Source organism: Mesorhizobium sp. M5C.F.Ca.ET.164.01.1.1 (genome assembly GCF_004792125.1).
In the GTDB taxonomy this organism is placed as follows: Bacteria; Pseudomonadota; Alphaproteobacteria; order Rhizobiales; family Rhizobiaceae; genus Mesorhizobium; species Mesorhizobium wenxiniae.
Map to the genome: position 1 here is coordinate 2,632,587 of NZ_SRTG01000001.1, position 21,221 is coordinate 2,653,807.

Annotated in this window: 15 protein-coding genes and 1 pseudogene; 5 read left to right on the forward strand and 11 right to left on the reverse strand. The window is 60.2% G+C overall.

The genetic code is table 11. The features are described from left to right. Positions 1-104: 104 nt before the first annotated feature. From EN807_RS12950 to lpxD, 4 genes are all read left to right on the forward strand, one after another. Entirely contained in the window at positions 105-1,142 is a 1,038-nt protein-coding gene (locus EN807_RS12950) for an aspartyl/asparaginyl beta-hydroxylase domain-containing protein (RefSeq protein WP_210239977.1), read from the forward strand. Positions 1,143-1,366: 224 nt separating this feature from the next. Next, the gene (locus EN807_RS12955; protein ID WP_164783766.1) at positions 1,367-2,233 is read left to right on the forward strand and encodes a MipA/OmpV family protein; all 867 of its coding nucleotides are present in this window, start codon (positions 1,367-1,369) and stop codon (positions 2,231-2,233) included. A 275-nt stretch (positions 2,234-2,508) separates the two neighbouring features. Continuing rightward, positions 2,509-2,997: an SAM-dependent methyltransferase gene (locus tag EN807_RS12960; RefSeq protein ID WP_245477511.1), complete on the forward strand. Its 489-nt coding sequence runs from the start codon at positions 2,509-2,511 to the stop codon at positions 2,995-2,997. Between the two features lie 665 nt (positions 2,998-3,662). Further along, the gene (lpxD, locus tag EN807_RS12965; protein ID WP_065011415.1) at positions 3,663-4,703 is read left to right on the forward strand and encodes a UDP-3-O-(3-hydroxymyristoyl)glucosamine N-acyltransferase; all 1,041 of its coding nucleotides are present in this window, start codon (positions 3,663-3,665) and stop codon (positions 4,701-4,703) included. Between the two features lie 584 nt (positions 4,704-5,287). On the opposite strand, the pseudogene EN807_RS12970 reads toward lpxD, so the two are convergent. From EN807_RS12970 to EN807_RS12985, 3 genes and pseudogenes are all read right to left on the reverse strand, one after another. Next, positions 5,288-5,410, reverse strand: a pseudogene (locus tag EN807_RS12970) (integrase); the annotation flags it as partial. 949 nt (positions 5,411-6,359) lie between these two features. Further along, complete coding sequence (locus EN807_RS12980; RefSeq protein WP_065011409.1) at positions 6,360-7,151, reverse strand: response regulator transcription factor; 792 nt, start codon at positions 7,149-7,151, stop codon at positions 6,360-6,362. Positions 7,152-7,596: 445 nt separating this feature from the next. Continuing rightward, positions 7,597-8,304 carry a Crp/Fnr family transcriptional regulator gene (locus EN807_RS12985; RefSeq protein WP_065011410.1) on the reverse strand — a complete coding sequence of 236 codons (708 nt, stop codon included), beginning with the start codon at positions 8,302-8,304 and terminating at the stop codon, positions 7,597-7,599. A gap of 869 nt (positions 8,305-9,173) precedes the next feature. Here EN807_RS12985 and EN807_RS12990 point away from each other — a divergent pair. Further along, positions 9,174-11,006 carry a polysaccharide biosynthesis/export family protein gene (locus tag EN807_RS12990; RefSeq protein ID WP_135935177.1) on the forward strand — a complete coding sequence of 611 codons (1,833 nt, stop codon included), beginning with the start codon at positions 9,174-9,176 and terminating at the stop codon, positions 11,004-11,006. 139 nt (positions 11,007-11,145) lie between these two features. Here EN807_RS12990 and EN807_RS12995 read toward each other — a convergent pair whose 3' ends face one another. From EN807_RS12995 to EN807_RS13030, 8 genes are all read right to left on the reverse strand, one after another. Next, entirely contained in the window at positions 11,146-12,306 is a 1,161-nt protein-coding gene (locus EN807_RS12995) for an NAD(P)/FAD-dependent oxidoreductase (RefSeq protein WP_135935178.1), read from the reverse strand. Positions 12,307-12,417: 111 nt separating this feature from the next. Beyond that, entirely contained in the window at positions 12,418-13,599 is a 1,182-nt protein-coding gene (locus EN807_RS13000; RefSeq protein ID WP_135935179.1) for a GNAT family N-acetyltransferase, read from the reverse strand. Between the two features lie 91 nt (positions 13,600-13,690). Then, positions 13,691-15,025 (reverse strand): hypothetical protein, encoded by a 1,335-nt coding sequence (locus EN807_RS13005; protein WP_135935180.1) that lies wholly within the window; start codon positions 15,023-15,025, stop codon positions 13,691-13,693. After that, positions 15,016-16,293 carry a glycosyltransferase family 4 protein gene (locus EN807_RS13010; RefSeq protein WP_135935181.1) on the reverse strand — a complete coding sequence of 426 codons (1,278 nt, stop codon included), beginning with the start codon at positions 16,291-16,293 and terminating at the stop codon, positions 15,016-15,018. The genes EN807_RS13005 and EN807_RS13010 overlap by 10 nt, the downstream gene beginning before the upstream one ends. Positions 16,294-16,307: 14 nt before the next feature. After that, a complete protein-coding gene (locus EN807_RS13015; protein WP_135935182.1) occupies positions 16,308-17,063 on the reverse strand; it encodes a hypothetical protein in 756 nt (251 codons plus the stop codon). After that, positions 17,050-19,047, reverse strand: a complete 1,998-nt coding sequence (locus EN807_RS13020; RefSeq protein ID WP_135935183.1) for a hypothetical protein — start codon at positions 19,045-19,047, stop codon at positions 17,050-17,052. Before EN807_RS13020 ends, EN807_RS13015 begins: the two co-directional genes overlap by 14 nt. Continuing rightward, on the reverse strand, positions 19,023-20,168 hold the full coding sequence (locus EN807_RS13025; RefSeq protein WP_135935184.1) for a glycosyltransferase family 4 protein: 1,146 nt from the start codon (positions 20,166-20,168) through the stop codon (positions 19,023-19,025). Before EN807_RS13025 ends, EN807_RS13020 begins: the two co-directional genes overlap by 25 nt. After that, on the reverse strand, positions 20,168-20,986 hold the full coding sequence (locus EN807_RS13030; RefSeq protein WP_135935185.1) for a glycosyltransferase family 2 protein: 819 nt from the start codon (positions 20,984-20,986) through the stop codon (positions 20,168-20,170). Before EN807_RS13030 ends, EN807_RS13025 begins: the two co-directional genes overlap by 1 nt. Between the last annotated feature and the right edge of the window lie 235 nt (positions 20,987-21,221).

Genomic DNA, 21,221 nt, shown 5'->3' on the forward strand with positions numbered 1-21,221 from the left:
CGTTAGGATAACAACTCTTAATAATACAAAATCCAAGGCAATAACAAATCTGAACTAATGCCGCCATCCGGAGCGTGTGAGCGCGCGCTTCGGATGAAAACATCTTGAAGTGGCTGACTTGGGTCAGCGCAACGGGATCATCGATCAACATCGCGGCAACCGGCGTATTCAGGTCAAATCGCATGCTAATTCTTGTCGTCATGGTCGCGCTTGTGGCCGCGAGCATCGTGTATGTCTATCGTTTCCGGGGTAGAGCCCGTTACGAAAGCCTGTCGGAGTACATCCGCAAAGGATGGCCAATTTTCTCGCCGCTGAATTGTGCGTTGTACATGACGACGCAGCAGCGCGGATCGAAGGCTGTTCTCGACCCGGCCGATTTCCCGGATCTCGCGGTGCTGCGGCAGAACTGGCACACCATTCGCCACGAAGGCCTCGAACTGCTGCGCCAAAACTACTTCGACTCCACCAAACGGCCGGGCACCGCAGGGACCTACGACGTAGGCTTCCGGACGTTCTTCAAGTACGGTTGGAGCCGCTTCTATATCAAGTGGTACGGGTATGAGCATCATTCCGCGAGACGCCTGTGCCCCACGACCGTCAAGATACTGCGGAGCGTCCCGAGCGTGCATGGTGCGATGTTTGCCTATCTTCCCAAAGGAGCCCAACTGACCCGGCATGCCGATCCGATCGCTGTGTCGTTGCGCTACCATCTCGGTCTCGCCACTCCGAACTCCGACGCCTGCTTCATCAATGTGGATGGCCGCAACCTGAGCTGGCGCGACGGCGAGGTCATCATGTTCGATGAGACCTATCTACACTTCGTGCGCAACGATACCGAAAGCGACCGCCTCATCCTCATGTGTGATGTCAAAAGGCCTTTGAACCCGCTCGGGGAGGTGTTCAATTTCTTTTACGAAGGCCTGACGCGTGCCACCGTGGTGCCCAACACGCCGGAAGATCGTCGCGGCTTGGCCAACAGGATCTTTGCGGGGCTCGCGCCGTTGCTGACAGGCACCAAGGCGCTGAAGTCGACGAACCGACCCTTGTACCTAGTTATCAAGTGGTCGGTGAATACCTCGCTGTTGCTATTGGTGTTGGGGCTGATTGCCGGAGTAGCGCAGTTGCTGAGTCAACTGGTCTAACGCACAGTTTTGGCCTCGCTTCTGATATGCATGATCTGAGCGAAGGCCGCGCGTTTGTTGCCCCGCCATACCCGCCAGGCGTGTTGCGCCGCAACATTTCTTAACATCACAAAACCCAAAGCAACCTCGTAGTCCGAGATAGTGCGCACGCTGGGGGTACGACTGCGTCGGGCTTCCCTTTTGCCGTCTTTGAATTCCTCCACCATCCCTAGGAGCCGATTCGCATGTCAGCCAAAATGTCTCTCTCAACCCGTTCACGGCATGCTGTTGTCGCCACGAGCCTCTCAGCAGTCGCTTTTTTCCCGTTCCAAGCAGGCGCAGCTGAACCGTTCGAGAATGAGGCGGCTGCAACAGCGCCCTCTGCGGATGCTGTCGACGAGAGACGGTACGGCCCTATACGCCAGAAGCTTGCCGACTGGAACGTGATGCTTGCCGCCGGAGCTATGTACGCGCCAAAATACGAAGGATCCGACGAGTTCGAACTCGTCCCGCTACCGATGATCTCCGCAACCATTGGTCGTCTTACCATTGATCCAGGCGGCCTGAGCATCGATGTGCTGGAAACCAACGGTTTCAAGGTCTTGGTGAAGGGCGGCTATGACATTGGCGGAGGGCGAAAGGAAAAGGACTCCAAGCACCTGAAAGGCCTCGGTGATATTGACGGCGGCGGTGTCGTCGGAGCGCAGTTCTCATACGAAGTGGGGCCGATGGAATTTTATGCGTCTGTCGACAAGACGTTCGGCGGCAGCGACGGCCTGATTGGTCAAATCGGTGCAAACGTTTCCCATCACTACAATGCGTTTATTCTCTCTGCGGGCGCGTCGGCGACCTTCGCTGACAAAAACCACATGCAAAGCTATTTTGGAGTGACTGCTCTGCAGTCTGCAAGATCGGGGTTGCAGCAGTATGATGCGGGTGCAGGGCTTAAGCGCTTCGATATCGAAGCTTCGGTGACCTATATGGCATCGCAGAACTGGTTTGTCCGCGGCCAGGCAGGGGTGGGCTTCCTCACAGGCGACGCGAAGGACAGCCCCATCGTCCGGAAAGCCGCGCAGCCTTCCGGGATGCTCATGGTGGGCTATAGATTCTAGGAGTTCCGTGCCGTTCGCCGGCCCCGTCGGCAAACTGGCGGCACAACAAGCCATTGGCAACCGTCGGGGCGCCGACGCTTTGCGGTCAGCAACACCTCATCCCTTCAGAATCCGCGGCTGGCGTCTCCCGGCAGGGCTTGCGGGTGAATCAATGTTCTCTGTCGTCAATGCGGAGCTTTGCAATGTCGAACCCAACTACTCTCTTGCGAACGTGGATGTCGCATCCTTTTCGGACCGCCTTGCCCGTGCCTTCCAGGCGAGCCCTGGCGGTGGCAATGACGCGCGAGATCAGTTCCTCGCAGTCTCCGGTTGTCGAGCTCGGCCCCGGGACCGGTGTCTTCACCAGGCAGCTGATCCTGCGCGGCGTGCCGCAGGAGCGTATAGCGCTGATAGAAAACGCCGTCTCCTTTGCCCCCATGCTGCGTCGCCAGTTTCCGGCTGCCGCCTTGCTGAACGTTGATGCGACGGAGCTACGCCGATGCGATCCCTTCAATGGCGAGAAGATAGGAACGGTGATCAGCAGCCTTCCGCTTCTCACGATGCCGGCTTGGCGTGTGTTCGCCATTCTGTACGGCGCTTTCCGCATTCTTCGCCCGGAAGGCGCCTTCTTTCAATTCACCTATGGCTGGCGTTGCCCGGTGCCTGACTGCGTCCTTGACCGGGTCGGCCTCGAGGCGGCTTTCACCGAGTGGGTTTTCACCAATGCCCCGCCTGCCCAGGTTTACCGGATCGCCCGGCGTCCAGACGCGACCGGAGGAGCGTGATGGCTCAGCCGTTCGCGGTCTGGCGTCAAGGCCGAGGTCGCCCGCACGGAGAAGAAAATACCAGGTGTCGCGGGTTCGTGCGGGAGAACCCAAGCCATCGTCGATCCGAGGGTAGGGGACGCATCGATATCGCCTCAAACCAACCGGGCGCTGACTTGAGCATGCCAGAGATCGCGTGCGGGTGACAATGCCGCGTACTTCCCCTGGCCAAAATCGAAAAAAGGCGTACCAAGCGAGGCGTGGAGTGGCGTCTCGGCCATCGGGACCAGTTCATGGTCCTGATCCGCTCGACAGGACGACCGCAGAAGCATCAGCATTACGCGGGTCGCGCGGCGCGACTGTGGCCGATTGCCTCGCGTTTGCACGGAAGGCCGCCAGCCATTCGCTCGGACAGCGTGGCCGGGTGCCGCGTCACGGTCCCCGGGACACGCGCACCACCCATCCCAGTGGGTTTGCCGCCTTCGTGGACCGACAAGCCGGTACGGCCGCAAAGCCAGTAGAGCAGAATTGTATCGCGCAACACTCGTAGCCGGGTATCCGGCTTTATGGACTGCGTCGTCCGCATGCGGACCCGCGGTAAGTCGGTCGGCCTGCTCCCCCCGCCCCGGGCAGGCCGACCGACGCACGATGGCAAACCCTATGCCCAATCCTCCCATGAACCGAGCCTGACCGTGTCACCGATTCCTCAGCCAGCTGGACTAGCATTAGCCGAACTCGCACAAGAGGCCGGAGTGCCTTTGCCGGCATCCGCCGATCCAGACATGGTTTTGCAAAGTGGGGCCAGCCTTGAGGCGGCACAGTCGTGGCATATCGCCTACATTGATCATGCCCGTTATACTGACGCCCTGCGGATCACCAAGGCCGGAGCCTGCCTTGTCACAGAGCGCTTCGCCGAGATAGTCCCGTCGGGTACGGTTCCCATAACTGTGCGGGAACCCCGATTGGTTTTTGCCAGAATCCTTGCGCGCCTGCACCCCGAGGCGTTGCGCGCTGCGCCGCTCATCGGCAGTACCAATATCACTGAGAGATGTTTTGTTCATCCATCGGCTCAGGTCGGAGCCGGCGTCTTGTTCGATCCGGGGGTTGTTGTCGGAGAGCGGGTATTTATCGGGGCCGGCACCACTATCGGTGCGCATTCGGTGCTGGGTCCAGACGTGGTGATCGGCTGGGACTGCTCTATCGGCCCCAGTGTCACAATCGCGCATTGCAATATGGGCGATCGATCGATCGTTCATGCCGGAGCCCGCATAGGCCAGGATGGCTTCGGCTTCGCGATGAGCGCTTCAGGACCTGTGAAGGTACCGCAAATCGGCCGTGTCACTATTGGAAACGACGTCGAGGTTGGCGCCAACAGCACTGTTGATCGTGGCAGCGGCGGCAACACCGTCATCGGGGACGGGACTAAGATCGATAACCTCGTTCAGATTGCGCATAATGTTCGGATTGGGCGACATTGCATCATCACTGCCCAGGTCGGGATCGCGGGCTCGACTGTGCTGGAGGATTGCGTTGCGGTGGGCGGCCATAGCGCCATCGCGGGTCACCTCCACATCGGCCACGGCGCTCAAGTTGCGGCAGCATCGCGGCTCATGAGAGACGTACCGGCAGGCGAGCGCTGGGGCGGAATGCCCGCCAAGCCGCTGCGAGAATGGTTCCGCGAACTGACGACGCTTAAGAAACTAGCGAAATATCGCCGCGGCGTCTGAACTTTCCAGCGACCTCACCCCGGTCGGATTATCTTAGAGCATGAGTTTGCGTCGGGCGTCATGGGCCGATCCGTCGGCGCTGCGCATTCGGAAGGCTCTCGCATGAGACGCTTTCCCTGCAGTGCCAGATCCATATGCGACCGGCCTGGATGCCAATGATAATCGTTCCTCAATATTCTATCGTCTCAGGGGGTCGAAGAGTTCCGGTCACAGCGAGAAGCCGACAGCTGGAACATCCGTCTTGGAGGCAACGTTGAGGGCGGGCATTTCCTCTGCTGCACTTGCGGCGAGCGTGCGTCATTACCCAGGCCACTGCGGCCCGGGCGCGGGACGCGGACGAGCTGGATCGACATCTCTTACACCGCTGACAGAGCCATCATTTTGATTCAGCAGGCCGGCCACATGGATAAGATGTAGCTCACGCCTGCTGCGGAACCAAAGGAATCATACGGGAAGGTTCCTCGATACGTGCCCACAAAAAACCTAACGAAATCAATGTCTTGTGATCGCCCTACGGGCCTACCATTATCGTCATTTATCAATAGTTTACGGATAGGTTCGCCAAGCAGCGGCTTGCGGGTCACCAGCCCCACGACTCGATCCATACCTTGCACCGCCAGACGAACTTGAGATGCCTCGCGTGAATAGAGTTCCGCGTGATCGATGTCGTCGTGATCTAGCACATCCATGAGCTGCCTGGTCGAAGCTTCTGCTGCGAACTGCGAGGGGGCGCTTGCATCGTTGCGCTCATTCCGGAGCGTGTGCAGCGAGCCTGGGCTACACTATGGCAGGTGAGATGCTCCGCCATCGATAATCAGTCGCTCGTGCTCCGAGAAAGAATGCCAGATCACTTGCCGCGCGTCGCGTTCGTCCACCATCTGTCCGCACTTGGGGCAGCGGTAGAAATACTCACTTTCTTCAGCGGCAGTCTTGCCGTTGAGATGAGGCTCAAATCGGCCGAGATCGGATAGCCTTCATCATACTAACGGGTTCAAGGTTCAAAAGCCAAAATGTTCCGGAACTAAATTAGCTTTGACTGCCCCCTATGTTCGCCTTGCACCGTGCGCATCGCCAATCTACCCGCTAATCGTTTAGGGGCGGCCCAGCAGGCGCGGGCGTGACCGGTCGGCCGCTGGGCCTGACCGGCGTGTTGGGGGCCGCCAGCTGAAACGGCAGCTTAGTCCTTTTCCTATAGTTGCTAATTCAACAAAAAGGGGGATGCTCCGTAAGCGTTAGCGCCCGAATGATCCGGCCCTCTGACGGACGAGCGCCAATGAGCGGTTCGTTTCGTGATGTCCGCGGAAGCCCCAGTTACTGCTCGCTCGCGGAGTGGGAGCAACGCATCCCGCCAGTTGGTCGCAGTTCTTACGCAGCTCGATGAGGAAGTTTACTCCACGAAAGGAAAGTGGTTTCTCGAGACAGGTTTCTGGCTGCTGATCGGGCAGCGCAGGAGTTTCGACACGGTCGAGGAAGCCGTGCGTTGGGTGGCCGAGCACATGTTCTATGATCGCACTGTAGATCGATCGGCCATATTTGCGGCCGGAAGGTAGTTTGGTCGGGATCCCACAATACACTCAAGCCGAAGTGAAGTTGCTGATTGCCTCTGTGCTCACTTTCATGGATTGCCGTCTTGGCTGTTGTGAAGATGCCGGATGGTTATGTGCGACGGGAGCCTTCTTCTTGTTGGTTTCGCTCTTCAGCCAGATTTCCTTCTGTGAAAAGATCGTTGACCTTGTATGCGACTTCGGTGCGATTAGTCGCCTTCAGCTTTCTCATGATGTTTCGGATGTGTACCTTTACCGTGCTTTCGCGCAGGTTGAGTTCGTAAGCTATGATCTTGTTTGCTTTGCCACGCCGGAGCGCCTCGGCGACCTCGGCCTGCCTGAGGGTGAACATGTCTGTCAAAGGTTGCGCGTCGCGGCTGCCTGGATTTATCAGATGCCGAATTGACAGAACGCTGCTCGCCGGGACGAAGATGCCTCCCGCCGCCGCAAGGTTGACAGCCTCGACACAGACATCGATCCCAACCGAGGTCGGAATATAGCCGCGCGCGCCGCATTCGAGAGCCGCCAATATCTGCGCAAGATCTTCGGTGTCGGCCAGGATTACGACAGGGACCGACTTGAATTCGGACGAAATACGCTTGATCTTGTCTGCGACACGATTATCGGTGACCTTCTGGCCGCCAAGGTTGAAGAGAATGGCCACGAGGGGAGAAGCTGATCGCTTCTTGAAGCGCCATTCTTCGATCGAACGCATGGCGACTATCGCCATTCCGATTTCGTGGTCCAGGAGGGCTGATGCCAGGCACTCGCGGTCTATTGCCCTTTCGTCCAGGATAAGGAGATATCCCCTTTCTTCTTTTTCGTGAAGCGCTCCCGTTTCCCGGGATATAGCGACTGACCGATTAGCAGAAGTGTTACTATGCAGTCCTATCGTAGAGGTCATGATCTATCCCCAACCTTTCCCACGCAGTCCGCCTTTACGGCGGCCCAATACGGCTCCCTCGTTCCGATTTGACAGTTGATATTTTCCTCGCAAAAGATTCAGGTCGATTGCTCCAACGTTTTAGGTTTTCGAGCTGTTTCTTCACCTGGCCTTACGAGAACAGCCCGCACAGCTTACGACCTGTATATAAGCGAGCGCTAACATGGATCAATTTGGCACAATTTTTACCTCAAGGTAAGCTAATGCCCTGCGGTAGCCAAGGCCGCTATGCGCCCCGGGCTTCCCGGACGGTGGCTAAACCGAATGCGTCCGAATTTCCAAATGGACGTTTTCATGACCGCGAGGCAGGTTCTTTTCGAAACACCCTGTTCCCGCCAGGGAAGACCCAGTTGCTCGCCATCGGCTGAAGATCCTGCGCGAACGAAATCAATAAGTTAAGCCCGAGCTACAAACCATACCTGAGATACTCATTGTCGAACCCAGCCATTTTGACCAGTTTCTTGCGATTGATCAGTTGTACATGGCCAGCCTTGAAAGAGAGGAGGTCGGCGTTGCGGAGTTCCCGCAGCGTGCGGTTAACATGAACAGCGGTCATCCCGAGAATGTCAGCCAGATCGTGCTGGGTGAGGGGACAATCGTACCGTCCCTGGGCGGATATGCCAGCAATGGAGAGTCTCTCCTCCAGTTCAAGCAAGAAGTGGGCTGTGCGGGTTATCGCATTGCGCCGCCCGATATTCACTAGATGCTCTGCCAAGATAGCGTTCAGGCGAGCTAAGGAACAGGTAACCTCTTTCGCCAGCGAGCCTCCCGCAAAGATGGCCTCAGTCAGTTCCTTCCTGGAAACGTCAAAAACAGCTAACTCAGTTATGGACGATAGTGAAGCGTAGCGGGGACCTTCTACGAAACGGAAATCGATAATGTCCCCCCGAAGAGGAGTGTCAACGATCTGCCGTCCACCATTAAGCAGATCGCGATAAAGTAGGGCCCAACCCGATTTTACGATGAAGATCCTGTCGTCTTCGTCGCCCTGGTGGCATATGATCGAATGAGGTTTGTAGCTTTTTGTGACAACGCCAAAAAAACCGTTTCCCCAATCCCTTTCCGACCACGCCCGAACGGGATGCGAACGTATGAACTGTATTAGCGTCTGCATGTAAAGCCGAGCTCTCCTCCGGTTCCCTTACGCGACATCATTTTGCGTCTGGGCGAGACAACACTTCGACAAGGAGGGAGCAATCAAGTTCGTCAGCGTACAAAGCTTGCCGGTCAGCTTTAAGAAAATTAGCAATGCGAAGCGACTTCAACCTAGCCGTTTTAGCGGCCGGTCCGCGCGCTCAGCCGCTGCGATCTCCGATCGGTCGTTCATAGTGCCAACACATCAGCCAGATCTCGTGAACGTCTTCAATGAAGCGTGCCGCAGTCCTCCTCGCTTTAGGGGCAGGGTTCCACAGGCGCCGGCATATGTCGCCCTTCATTGTGATGAAGGTGGGCCAACACAACGGCCCTGACCCGCCACCATTGTCATGGCGGGCTTTCCCCGTTCCCGCGGCAGTCTTTTCGGCAAAGCATTTGGTGTTGTAGCCCCTCATCCTGGGACCGTTGCGATGGACGCTGTCGCGACGCTTTTTTGTCATTCCTTTATTCCGGCCGAGTTAGTCGATAGGCGGTCGCTTCGGTGCGGTGGCCGGGTAGGATGGTGCCGTTGAGTATTTGGAGCCGCTCCTCCAACCCCGTACCGCGCAGCCGTTGCGTTAGCGGATGTCCAAGGCGACGGAGTATGATCTTGCGGACGCCTGGTGATGGGCGAGCGCAGGACTCGGCCGACCCCGATCGCCTTCGGCGTGTGTGTCATATGCGTCGCATCCGCTCATTGAACGAGCTTGCGCCCATGAAGGACGATAATCCAAAAGGAGTGCCCACAAAGGATCATTGTGCCATTAGCGGCCAAGGCTCAAGGTGACGTCTTGCTCGCTGCCCTATCAGTCCGGGACCGGGTGGCCACCATAGTGAAAGCCACACGCCATGGTCATCGACGCAAAACGCAATTCCGAACCTGTCGCTCCACAGGCGTCTCGCAGTAAGGGGCAGGTAGCGAACGCCATCCTTATTGTCTTTGGGCTCTGCGGGCTCGCCGCCTTGGTCGGTGCAGCGGTCAGAAACTTGGATGCCGCCGAGGCCATCTCCGCGGCCGTGGCGCAGAAAGCGGAGGCTGTCTCCACAGCCGTGGTGCAGAGGACCGAGGCCGTCTCCGCAGCAGTGGCGCAGAAAGCCGAGGCGGTCTCCGCAGCCGTGGCGCAGAGGACCGAGACTGTCTCCGCAGCCGTGGTGCAGAAGGTGTTTGCCGCTATCGATAGCTGGCAAGATCAACCGGCTCAAGCCACGACCGAACCATCCCCTGCAGCCCCGCCCGGGCCCGATGCGTCGGCCGCGATGTTAGTCGAAAGGGGCATCGTCTCTACCCCCACAGCTACTAGCGCCGTCCCTAGCGCCCGCGCTGCTGCTGCTGCCGATTCAAGTGCCGAGCGCCCCAAAACCCTCAGCAATGCGCCAGGCGTGCCGATCGGAGCCCTGTTCGGCGTCGGCGACCGCCTCAAGGTCGCGTTCTACGAGCGCGTCGACGTCGAGGAAGACAAGTGGGGGCGCGCGTCCTCGGCCTTGCACGGCATCCTCCAGCGTCCGGAACTGAGCGGCGAATATATTGTCCAAGAGGACGGCACGATTTCAGTGCCCTTGCTTGGCTCCATTCCGGTCGCCAACCGGTCGACGCAGCAGGTACAGGCCGACCTGGTGGAGACCTTCAATCAACTGCTGGGCCGCGAGGGACTGGTCAACATCCTGGCGCTGGAGCGCCCGCCCATTTACGTGCTGGGACCGGTCAAGAATCCTGGCTCGTTCAAGTACGCGGCCGGCATGACGATCCTGCACGCGATCGCGCTGGCCGGCGGACTCGACCGGGCCGAGAGCGAGCCGTGGCAGAAGATCGAAGCCGTGCGTGCGACCCAGAACCGGGGCGGGGCGATCGATGCCATGTTGAAGTTGCTCGCGCGCGCGGCGGTGCTGAAAGCCGAGCGCGACGGTACGGCACCCACTATCCCGCGCCAGTTGCTGGAGCTGGCCGGCGCGACCGAAGCTGCCAACCTCGTCAACGAGCAGGTCGACCGGCGCAAGGCCGTCGCCACGGCCCGCAAGGATCGCGAGCGCGCGACGATGCGTGCGCTGGAGGCGGCCAAGCAGGATGTTGTCGCTTATGGGCGCATGGAGTCGCTCGACGAACTCGTCAAGCTGCGCCAGGAGCGCGTCAACAGCATGCGCACGCTCGTCGACCGCAAAGTTCTCAGCATGACGGTGATGGCTCAGATCCAGAGTGAGTTGTCCGACGCGGAACAGCGTCGGCAGGACGCCCTCAACCAGTACGCGAGCGCCAAGCAGCGCCTCGCTTGGCTAGAATCTGAGGTGTTGCGGACCCGGGCCGACCTCAGGAACGATCTGGAGGTCGAGATCGAGACCACGGAGAGCCAGATCGCGGCCAATGTCCGCGAGTTGAACGCCAGCGAAGGCGTCCTTTACACGTTGCCGGTGACCCGCGCCCAGTTTGCGAAGGACGCAAACAGCGCAACCTATCAAATCGTGCGGCAATCGGCAGCCGGGCCGGTCAGCATCGAGACCGTTGGGATGACCCTGTTGAAGCCAGGCGACCTCGTCAACATCATCGTGGGCGAAAGCGAGCCAAGAGAGCCGGCCGATTCGTCGGACCCGATCTTGTCGCCGACCTGCGAGGGCTTGCCGGCCGCGTGCAACCCAAGCGATGTCGACCCTGCCCGCGTGGTGAGGGAGGAGAGGATCGGTCCGAATTGATGTGGCTGCTTGTCTCCTGCCAGAATGGGCTCCTGTCAGTTGCGATGCGGTCCTGGTCGGCGCCAGCCTGACAGGCCTTCACCGCGACGAAGCGGCTTCGGCCGCGCAGGCGGGAGACGGGGCAAGCTCAGCCTGCTCCTCAACGAACTGCGCTTGCCACCATCAAGCGAAGTTGTGGGATCGAGATTCCCATCATATCGAGACCAATCCAGCCCATCCGACGAATACGCCACAAAAGCGTTGTATCGGACGCCAGTGATCGGTTGTAAAATGCTGCATCAAGCGACCATTCATCACAGGCAACTTTGACGGGATCCCTGTAGTATGTCTGAATTTTCTCGACCCCCATTCCGGGCGTGGCTAACCATGTCGGGATATGATGGCATACCCGATCAACATCGGTTAGCACTTTATTGAGACCGGTACCCGCCGCCGGATCGCTGGTAGCAAAACTGTCACCAGCCAATATCAGACCGGGTTGCTGTTCGTGATTCTGCGCGGCGTAAAGATCAACGGGTCGAATCTGAATATCGCTTGACAAGACAGCATCACCGAGGAGACGCTTCAATCGGGGCATTACCGCATACAATGCAGATAACGGCGATGTGCGCACTTCCTGACACCACGGATGGCGTATATCACCATGGTAGACGAACACATTGGCGCGCATTCTTGAACCAATCGGAAACATGCTCACATAACCCATAGGCCCTGGCTTTTCCGCAAAATATGTTAAAGCTTGAAATTTGAAACCAGCTTTAGAGGTGAGATCAAAACCAACACTGATCGAGTGGCATTTGCTGATCTCGGATCGCGTGATCGCACCCCGGACGACATTGTTTAAGCCGGTCGCCACCACAATCAATCGGGTCGACCATGTGTCACCATTTGACAGGGTAATTTTCTGCCGGTCGGAACTCGTCGTTATTTTGGTCACTTTAGCGCAGATGAATTGGACACTATCTGGAATCTGGCGGCGAATAACATTTACTAAATCCTCGTAAGCCACCCCATATTCGCAGGGCTCGCCGTGTTTCCCATGCTTTTTGCCGATGACATAACCGTGACGGGCCACCAATATCTCAGTCATCGGTGTCGCAGCCGCCAATACGGCATCCACCAGCCCGGTTTTTTTGAGCAAGTCGACTTGATCGCCATCGAGTTTTTCGCAGCGAAACTCCACCGGATAGACTTGATGGATATCAACAAGGATAGTCGAAATCCCCATCCGGCCAAGCATCGCAGCGGCTAACGAGCCGGCGGTACCACCCCCGAGGACCGCTACATCAATATTATTCAACTCCCGCTCCTACATCATCGTCTAACGCAAAGTAATCGCATTATACTATACTCTTTCTCGAAGCTCGATCGTTGTATCCCGCGCCAAGATCAAAAACTCGTGATCTGTCGGTCAGACAAACATGCGATGCAAGGATCGTCTTGTTTTACGAAGAACCTGCCGCAGCGGTGGCTTTAATAATGGCGTTTGATTATACCATGTATCCACATAATGGATCGCCATTCGCATCGCAATGACAATACGACCGCGGAAATTTCTGCTAGCAAAATGGAAAAACAATGGCAAATTGATATCGGACCAAGCAAGCTTATAGGGCTCGTCGCCGATCGTAAAATCGAACTTCTGCATCTTCTGGCCAATGGCATATTGCATCATTTCCTGAATATGCTGACGCCCGGGACTGTATTTGGCGAACTCGTCCTGATAACTGGACATCACCAGTGAATAACTGGAGTTGAACCGGAGACCCAGACCCGTCGCCACCGGAATCCCATCCACATCCAGCCGCGTGACATGGATGACCTCGCACAACCGAGGATTGGCGACAATCGCCAAATAAAATTCGCGAAAACCCGGACGTGCGAACATATCATGAACACCCATTCGGGCATAGCTGCTCCGTTTTTGTTCGATCAGCTTTGCAATGGTGCACTCGATCTCGGCCTGATCTTGCACGTCTACAAAGCGAACCGACCCGCCACCTTGCTTGGCGAGGTTTTTGGCCTTGCGCCGGTGGGTATGCAGCGTCGAATTCGAAAACTTTGACGCATAAAACCGATCCCAGTTCGCTTCCGGGAGGGTTGCGACATGTCCGCCGCAATTAGCCAGTAAGACTGGCAAGTCGAGAAAGGGATTAGGTTGAGAGCCGACAACACTGGGCATATTGTAAAATTCAACAGCGTCGAAACGAAGTTGAGGATAGTCTTGAATCGTCCGTATTATGTCTTTCCACAGGCGGCCGAATTGCCCAGGTTTCACGTGATCGCTAAAATTTATCGCCAGGATGGGCGAATTATAATCGCATAATTCCGATCCAAACCAGACCAGCCGGCGGATCAGACCATGGCGTTCGATCGCCAATGGCAGAATAAAAACCGCCACGCCGGTATCGTCGAGACCCAGCACGATCACCGGAATCAGTTTCTCTTTGGAGCCGATATGGCGATACCATTCCATCTGCCAATCAAACAATTGGAATACGGTACAATCCGCATGCTGCTCTAATGTTCTCCACTGAGCTTCCACCGCGTCCATATCGGTGAAAATTTGCAGAGCAATATTCGCCGTCGTCATTGGGTGTCCTATGCAGCAATGGTTTTAGCCAGTCCTGCTGTTAGAGAATGTTCTGCTTGAAATCCCAAACCCAGCGCCATGATCGGTGTCCTCAAGTCTGGAGCGGCGACGCGGTCGGTCGTTCGTGCGCGGGGCCGGCGGCAGAATCCAGTTTCATCGCGAAGGCCAAAATCAGGGCGGCACATGCACCCTCGATGCTGACGGCGAGCGTCCAGCCTAGGACCAGGCCTTGAAGTCCATCAAGCTTCGCCCCCGCGACCACGAAGCACAGCTCCAGCAATCCGCCAAGCGCGAACCAGCGAGATGCCTTGCGCATCCTGTCGCCCAGCCGCGCCAGCGTACAGGCATGAAATTTGAGCGTTGATCCCAACAGGCTGAAGCCGAGGAAGCGCAGGCTCGAACCGGCGATCTCCGGATAGGCCGGATTGAAGGCCGCAAGGATCTCCTGAGAAAAGGTGAAGATGAAGACGGCACAGGCCAGTGAGAAGAGCAATGACGCCGTCAGCGACAAAAGGATATCGTGCCTGGATTGTTTCGGGCTTGCTCTGACCACGGGGAACAGCACCGTGGCCATGGCTGCGGGAATCAATGAGGCCATGGAGACCAGCATCCACAACGGCACGAAGGCGGCATTGGTGGTCGGCGACAGGAGAACCAGCACAAGGTAGGGCATGATGACGCCCGGGGCCTGTGCGGCCACATCGAGCGCGTAGTGACCGAATACCTTGCGCCGAAGCGTATGGAGCAGCCGGAAATCGGGGCGCCCAACGAGGCGACGCGCACCGCCCCGGGTCAGGAGATCAAAGCCGATCCAGGACGCCGGCAGCGCGGCCACCCACGACAGAAGAATCGCGGAATTGGAGGCGTAGCCGGCAGCCGCGAGGGCGGCGATCAGCATCAGCTTGACCACGGAGAACAGCACCTGCCGGATCATCTTGCCGCTGCTCCGCAAGTGGCCGACGAGCGCCTGATCGCCCACCATGCTGAGACCAGTCAGGCCGCAGCCGAGGACGAACGCAGCGCCCACGAACCAGCCGCCGATCGGCCCGGTCGAGCTGTTGAGGTGCGCCTCCCCAAAGACAAACAACAAGGCCAGGCCGACCGCCAGCGCCACCCCGACGGACGCTGCAGCGGCCACGAGGCCGCGCCCCTTGCCGGGATGCCGTACGATTTCACCCATCAGCAGGGTCCCGAGCCCGGCCTCCCCCAGCAGGCCGACGAGCGCCATCACGGACAGGAGGGCTGAGGCCTTGCCGATCACCTCCGGCGGAAACAGCCGGGCCGCGAGCCACCAATAGACAAACCCAAGACCGGCCGCTGCAATCGTTCCGATCGCCAGAGCGCCGGAATTCAGAACGAGCGCGGCGCTCTTTCGAAGCTCTCGTCGGGCGCGAATAGTGGCCGTCCCGACGAGGCCTACCGGCATGATGGCTCTCCCGAACCTTGGTGCGCCGGCACCGCGGACCTGCTGGCGGTTGGGCGCAGGACGTCCCGGTAAACCTGCTCGATCCGGGTCACGACCGCTCCGGCCTTGAGGCGCCCAACCCTGGCGAGGCTTGTCGCCTCCAGGCGGGCAAGCAAGGCGCGGTCCTCCAGAAGTGTCTGCATCGCGTGGGCCAAGGCTGACGCATCGCCCGGCGGCACGAGAAGCCCCGTTTCGCCGTGATCGATCATATCGGGCATGCCTCCGACGTCGGTTGCGACGACGGCCTTGCCGGACGCCATCGCTTCCATGATGACGGTCGCACAGGGTTCCAGCCCGACCGATGGCGCCACGCCGAACAGTGAGCGCCGCCATGCGTGCATGACGGCGGAATGAGGCCACATGGTGAACACATGGACGTTCGGCGGAAACTCAGTCGGTGTATCGGCGAGCTGGCGCCCGATCAGGACCAGCGGAGGCGCGCGCTCGAGGTCGGCATAGGCTTGCAGGAGAGCGTCAATGCCCTTGAGGCGCATCATATCGCCGACGAACAGGATGAATCCATCCCCGGGTAACTCCCGCAGGCACGGATCTTCCGGGCCAAGCACCTCGACATCGTCGGGCACGAAATTGGTGATGACCTCGTAGGGGGCGCGGCCTTGGGTCAGGCCGTTGTGACGCGCCACCGTGTGGCTCACCGCGATGAAACGGTCCACCACACGCCGGGCGGCGAAGCTCGACCCCCAGTTGCCAAACGTGGTCACGGCTGCCTTCACGGCCCCGTAATGCCTGGCAGCGCAGGGCAGGCACTTCGCCAGTGCTGGGCCACCGCAGAGATGGGTGCCCATGTGCATGAAGTTCTTCTTGGCGCAGACAAGGCCGTAATCGTGGAGCGTAACCACGAGGCGTGCCCCACTCAGAACTTTGAGCGGCAGGAAGGACGCGTAGATCCAGTTATGGGCGTGGACGATGTCCGGCCTCTCCTGGGCGACCAGCCGCTTCAGGGCTAGCACCAGTTCGGGATCCGGGAAGGGTGGTGCGTGGCGGCGCTCGGGATCGCTGTGGAGGTCTGACAGGCGCTGGAGCGTGCCGCGCAGGCGGTGCACGCGGACCGCGCCGTCCAGCTCGGTTTCGGGCGATCCGGGATGCATAAAGGTGCCGACGCTCACGTGATGGCCCCGCTGCGCCAACGCCGCGCCGAGGTTGCGGACGTGCCGCTCCTCTCCCCCGATCACCGGAGGATAGAACTGCGACAGTAGCAGGATGCGCATGGTCGGGCTCCGTTTCAGATGTGCGGCACCAGCGTCGAAACGCTGCGATAGAGTCGGTTGTCTTCCGGCCGATAGAGCCGGGCATCTGCCTTCTGCGGGGTGGCCAAGACGGGCACCGGGATCTCCCGCGCCCAGGTCTCGCCCGGCGCGATGGTGAGCGATCGGAAGATGGCGAACGGTTGCCCGTCGAGGGTGATTTCCAGGTCGAACAGCTGAGGTTGAGTCTCGGCGCTCCTGATGCCGACGGTGATCCGGCCGGACTCGCCACTTGCCGACGGCAACAACCAGAACGCGGTGTATTTGAATTCCCGGTAGGCCGCTTCGTCCCGGACGGCCAGCGCGTAGGCTCCGGTCGCCACAAGCAGCGCTAGCATGAACGCGGCCCCCTGCCAGAGCCGGACCCGCGCCGGAGCCGGCCAGGCTGGCAGATCGGGAGTGTCGCGGCCGGCGGCAACCAGTGCCGCGGCGACCGTCACGGCCCAGAACCACACCGCCCAGCCGAGCGGCGTAAGGAAGCCTGCGGCGTTCAGGGCAAAGCCCCCGGCGATGCCGGCGGCTAGGTTTGCTCCGACCGCGTAGACGAGGTGTTGCAACGCGGAGGTGGTCCTGACGCCAATGGCCCGCAGCACTGTGTGGCCCGAGACGAGGAACACCATGGGCGCGCCCAGGGCAGTACGGATGAGCAAGCTGTCGCTGACCGCAACGGCGGCCACCGCGGCCCCCGCCCACAGGCACGCGGCCAGAAGGTCCAGCTTGCTACAAATTCTCATGCAATCCTCTCACGTCATAGATGACGATCCAGCCGTTGTCGTAGATGCGGGTGACGCCCTTGATGTCATTGAACTTGAGCAGCTCTGCGCCCGAGAGCGGCGTTCCCTGCCGTTGCCACGGCTCGAAGTAGAAGCCGAGCACCGGGGGAGCCGTCGTCAGGCGTAGGTCAATCAGCAGGAAATCGATGTCGCTTCGCGCCAAGGCCCAAAACTCGTCGGGCCTCAATGTCTCGGCCTCGAATATGCGCGCGGAATAGACGCCTTCGATGATCCTGACCCTCACGTCCTGCCGGCCGTAGCTCGCAAGCAGAAGGCGGTTGATGCGGTCGGAGGTGAAGCGGTTGCCGGCGCCGAGCCATTCCTTGGCCCAGCGTGCCGTTTCGATCCCCATGGGCTCGATTGATGCCTGATCTGCCGCCACCCTGTAGCGCCCATGGATCGGATTAATCGTAGAGCTCGCGACGCCGCCCAGGACGATGACCGCCAGAGCGACGGCCGGTGCGATGCGGCGCCACCCGCGTGGCGTGCGGCCCTGCCAGAAGTGGACGATGCTCACCGCGACGACCAGCCCGACGGCGATGAACACGAACGTTCCCATGCGGTTGCCGATTTCCCATCCGGCGATGGTCAGTCGGAAGGCCACCGAGACTGGGAGCCCGAAGGCCAGCAAGGCGAGCAGCACGAGGCGGCTGTCGCGCCAGCGGCGTTTGAGAATGTCCTGGATCGGACGCCAACCCGACCGCGCACCACTCGGCGCTGCCATGGCCAGCGACCGAAAGAATCCCGTTGCCAGGCCGAGTGCCAACAGCAGGATCGCCAGCAAGGTGGTCAGCCGCATGTAGAGGGCCTTGTCCGGCGGTCCGGGGTGCTCCGACCGTGGAGTGGGCGCGCCCAGGATCTTCCCGAGCAATGTGTCGAAGCCGGATTCGACCACCGGGCCGAGATAGCCCGTGAGAGGAATCCCACGGGCCTGCACCCAAAGGGACGGCAGGGCTATAGCCAGAAGCGCCGTGAAGCCCGCGGCGGTCCTGGCCTCAATCCGCAAGGGCCCCTGCCGGCGCAAAGCCTCGAGGGCCGCCAGCGCTCCGAAGTAGGTGGCGGTGAAAGTGGCCGAGAGGTGGTGCGTGACCGCGAGGCTCGCCAACAGCAAGGCAATCAGCCCGAGCGCCTTCAGTCTCGGTCGGCCGACGAGATCCTTGGACGCTGCTTCGACCGCGAAGGCCAGCACGCACAGCACGATGCCGAGGCTCTCGTAGGAGAACATCGACTCGAACAGGACGAAGGTTGAGCAGCCCATATAGGCCAGGCAGGCGATGGCCGAGATGCGCGGCGATCCGGTGATGCTTTCGAAGAACAGAAACAAGGCACCGATGAACGTGCCCCTGAGGACAGCCAACAATAGAGTCCCCGCCGCAAACAATGGCAAGCCCGTCAGATCGACGATCGCCGTCGCCAGGATTTCCAGGGCGGGATACGTTGGCCCGATTGGGAAAAGCGGGTTGGACAGAAATAGCCGGCGAGCCGTCATAAGATCGTCGGCTGCGATCCAGTGCAAGAACTCGTCGTAATTGATGAAGCTCGTCGGGGAATAGACCGCCTTGTAGTAGAACAGGGCTTCGGCAAGCAGAAACAGGAGGAACAAGCGCTCACCCCGGGCTACCATCGGCCAGGTGATGCGAAGGCTGGTCGGAACGACCAGGAGGACGACACCGGACCAGAAGAGCAGCGGCGCCACGTCATAGCCCCGGCGCCCGGCCGCGTGCCCGGCCACGACCAGGAGCAGAGCCGTGGCGACCGTCAGGCACAGAACCGCGATCCATCCGGAGTTGAACCGTTGCGGCGGGGCATCGGCGCTGCCGCCGCGAAGGTCGGGACCGATAACGGCCGAAACGAATTGTATCCCGCCCTGGAGTGGGTTGATCCTGGTTCCCGCGGTGAAATGAGCCCGCATCATCAGCGTCATGCCCTCGTCACAGGAGGCCACGACATCACGCCGCCGGGGGGCAAGCGGACCGTGGATCGGCGGCCCAGGACATCATAATAAACGTCGTTCAGCGATTGCGCGCAGGCATCCCAGTCCGGCAGCGCCAAATCCGGGACCTCCCGATGGGCCTCCAGTTCCTCGGCCATGGCGGCGGCCAGCTCTCCCGGACCGGCGTTGCACGGAATCGCCCGGCACAGGCCATTGGCGGCCAGCTCCCGCAGACCGGACGTGTCGCTGACGAGGACCGGACGGCGCAGCGACAGGGCTTCCATCACGGCGACCGGATGGGCTTCGTATTCGCTGAACAGCACGAATAGCGCGGCGCTCGCCAGCAGGTCTGCCATTTTCTGCCGCTCGGATCCGGGGATACCCGCAATGGTGACCCGCTTCTCGAGGCCGAGCGTCGCGACGAGGCGCCGCAATTCTCCCTCGTACGGGCCTGTTCCGACGATGTGCAGTCGCACGTCCGGTACCCGGCGGATCAGTTCGGGCAAGGCCGCGATCGCCCGGTGATGGCCCTTGTAGCGCTCCAGCCTGCCGCCCGAGACGATCAGGTGCGGATCGACCTGGACGCCGGGACTCGCAACTGGCATCGCGGCGCCGTTCGGGATGACGACAAACCGTTCCCGCGGCACGCCCATCCTCACGCTGAAGAAGTCGGCTTCGAATTCGGAGACGCCGATCAGCCGCGCGGCCCGGGCCACCAGCGGCCGGAGCAGCGCGTGCTGTGTGCCGCGCACGGCGTTGCGCAGCCGGGAGGAATGCCCGCCGCTGTGGAAGGTCAGGATGAACGGCAGGTCCCCGCGGACGGCCGCCAGCAGCCCGATCGGCGCCACGAAGCTGTTGTAACCTTGGAAATGGATCAGATCCCAAACCCCGCGCCGGATCGCGGTATAAATGCCGGGCGCAGCATAGAGGTCCAGTTCCCTCGGCCAGGCCCGCACGCGCCGCACGCGCATGCCGCGCACGTCCTCCTCAACCGGCAACTCCCCCGAGGGATCAGTGGTGAGCACGTCGACCGCGTGGCTACGCGCCACCAAGCGGGGACCGACTTCCTGGATGTGAGTTTCGATGCCGCCTATGAGGGGATAGCAGCGGGCGGCAACCATCAGGATTCGCATCAGGTTTGTCCACCGACATCACAGGCTATCGCGCTCCGCCTGTGCTGTAGGTGCACCCTCTCGCGCAGGATGGTCTTGAGGATGCGCCAGCCGTCCGGGATGGCGCGAAGATGGCTCACACCGCTGATGCGCGGAACCTCGAAACTCGCCACCTCGACGATATTGAGGTGGTTCTTCAAGGCCCGCACGTTGATGAGGGTCTCGATCTCGAACCCATCGCAATCGCAGTCCAGCGTGGCGACGTGCTTGGTCCAGAAGGCTATGTATCCGTAGCATAGATCGGAGAACCAACCGCCATAGAGCAGCCGCACGAACAGGGTCAGCCCCTTGTTGCCGAACATCCGGAGCAGCGACATGTCGTCGGTACCGGCGCCCTGGATAAAGCGTGAACCCTTGACGAGATCCGCGCCGGCCATCAGCGCACTGACAAAGACGATCGCCTCCTCCGGGACCATGGAGCCGTCAGCGTCCAGCATGACGATGATGTCGCCTGTGGCAGCCCGGAATCCCGCTTGCAGTGCAGCGCCCTTGCCCCGACGGGGCTCCATGACAACCTTCACGTCCTCGCGCAGGCGACGTGCGACCGCGACCGTATCGTCAGTCGAACGACCATCCACAATAATGATCTCATGCGCCCAGTTGGGGATGCGCGGCAGAAGCCAAGGGAGGTTCTCGGCTTCATTGAGCGTCGGGACGACGAAGCTGACTCGGGGCAGAATCAGTGATCGCCGCAGCGCGAAATTGATCGGGTCAGGCGACGATTCAGGCGACGATGTGGCACCGACGGGGGCGAGAATGCTGGAGAGACCGGCGTTCATGGCAGCGCTTTGAGATCGTACGATGGGACCCAGGGGGCGGGCTGAAAGCGCGCCAGGACTGCCGATAAGTATCGGGCGAGATGATGGGCCGCGTGATACGTCCGGTGCTCCACATCGCGCGCACACAAATGCGCGGCCAGCGACAAGCCGCAGCGGCCAGCTCCAATGACCGCCACATCCACGAATGTGCTTGATCCAACCATATGCGGACTCCCGGCCATAATGAAATGAAGAT

What these genes read in the sequence shown, in the direction of transcription:
- EN807_RS12955 (WP_164783766.1), top strand. Translation starts at nt 1,367, where the DNA reads ATGTCAGCCAAAATGTCTCTCTCAACCCGTTCACGGCATGCTGTTGTC.
- EN807_RS12960 (WP_245477511.1), top strand. Translation starts at nt 2,509, where the DNA reads ATGACGCGCGAGATCAGTTCCTCGCAGTCTCCGGTTGTCGAGCTCGGC.
- EN807_RS12980 (WP_065011409.1), bottom strand. Translation starts at nt 7,151, where the DNA reads ATGACCTCTACGATAGGACTGCATAGTAACACTTCTGCTAATCGGTCA.
- EN807_RS12985 (WP_065011410.1), bottom strand. Translation starts at nt 8,304, where the DNA reads ATGCAGACGCTAATACAGTTCATACGTTCGCATCCCGTTCGGGCGTGG.
- EN807_RS12990 (WP_135935177.1), top strand. Translation starts at nt 9,174, where the DNA reads ATGGTCATCGACGCAAAACGCAATTCCGAACCTGTCGCTCCACAGGCG.
- EN807_RS13000 (WP_135935179.1), bottom strand. Translation starts at nt 13,599, where the DNA reads ATGACGACGGCGAATATTGCTCTGCAAATTTTCACCGATATGGACGCG.
- EN807_RS13005 (WP_135935180.1), bottom strand. Translation starts at nt 15,025, where the DNA reads ATGCCGGTAGGCCTCGTCGGGACGGCCACTATTCGCGCCCGACGAGAG.
- EN807_RS13010 (WP_135935181.1), bottom strand. Translation starts at nt 16,293, where the DNA reads ATGCGCATCCTGCTACTGTCGCAGTTCTATCCTCCGGTGATCGGGGGA.
- EN807_RS13015 (WP_135935182.1), bottom strand. Translation starts at nt 17,063, where the DNA reads ATGAGAATTTGTAGCAAGCTGGACCTTCTGGCCGCGTGCCTGTGGGCG.
- EN807_RS13025 (WP_135935184.1), bottom strand. Translation starts at nt 20,168, where the DNA reads ATGCGAATCCTGATGGTTGCCGCCCGCTGCTATCCCCTCATAGGCGGC.
- EN807_RS13030 (WP_135935185.1), bottom strand. Translation starts at nt 20,986, where the DNA reads ATGAACGCCGGTCTCTCCAGCATTCTCGCCCCCGTCGGTGCCACATCG.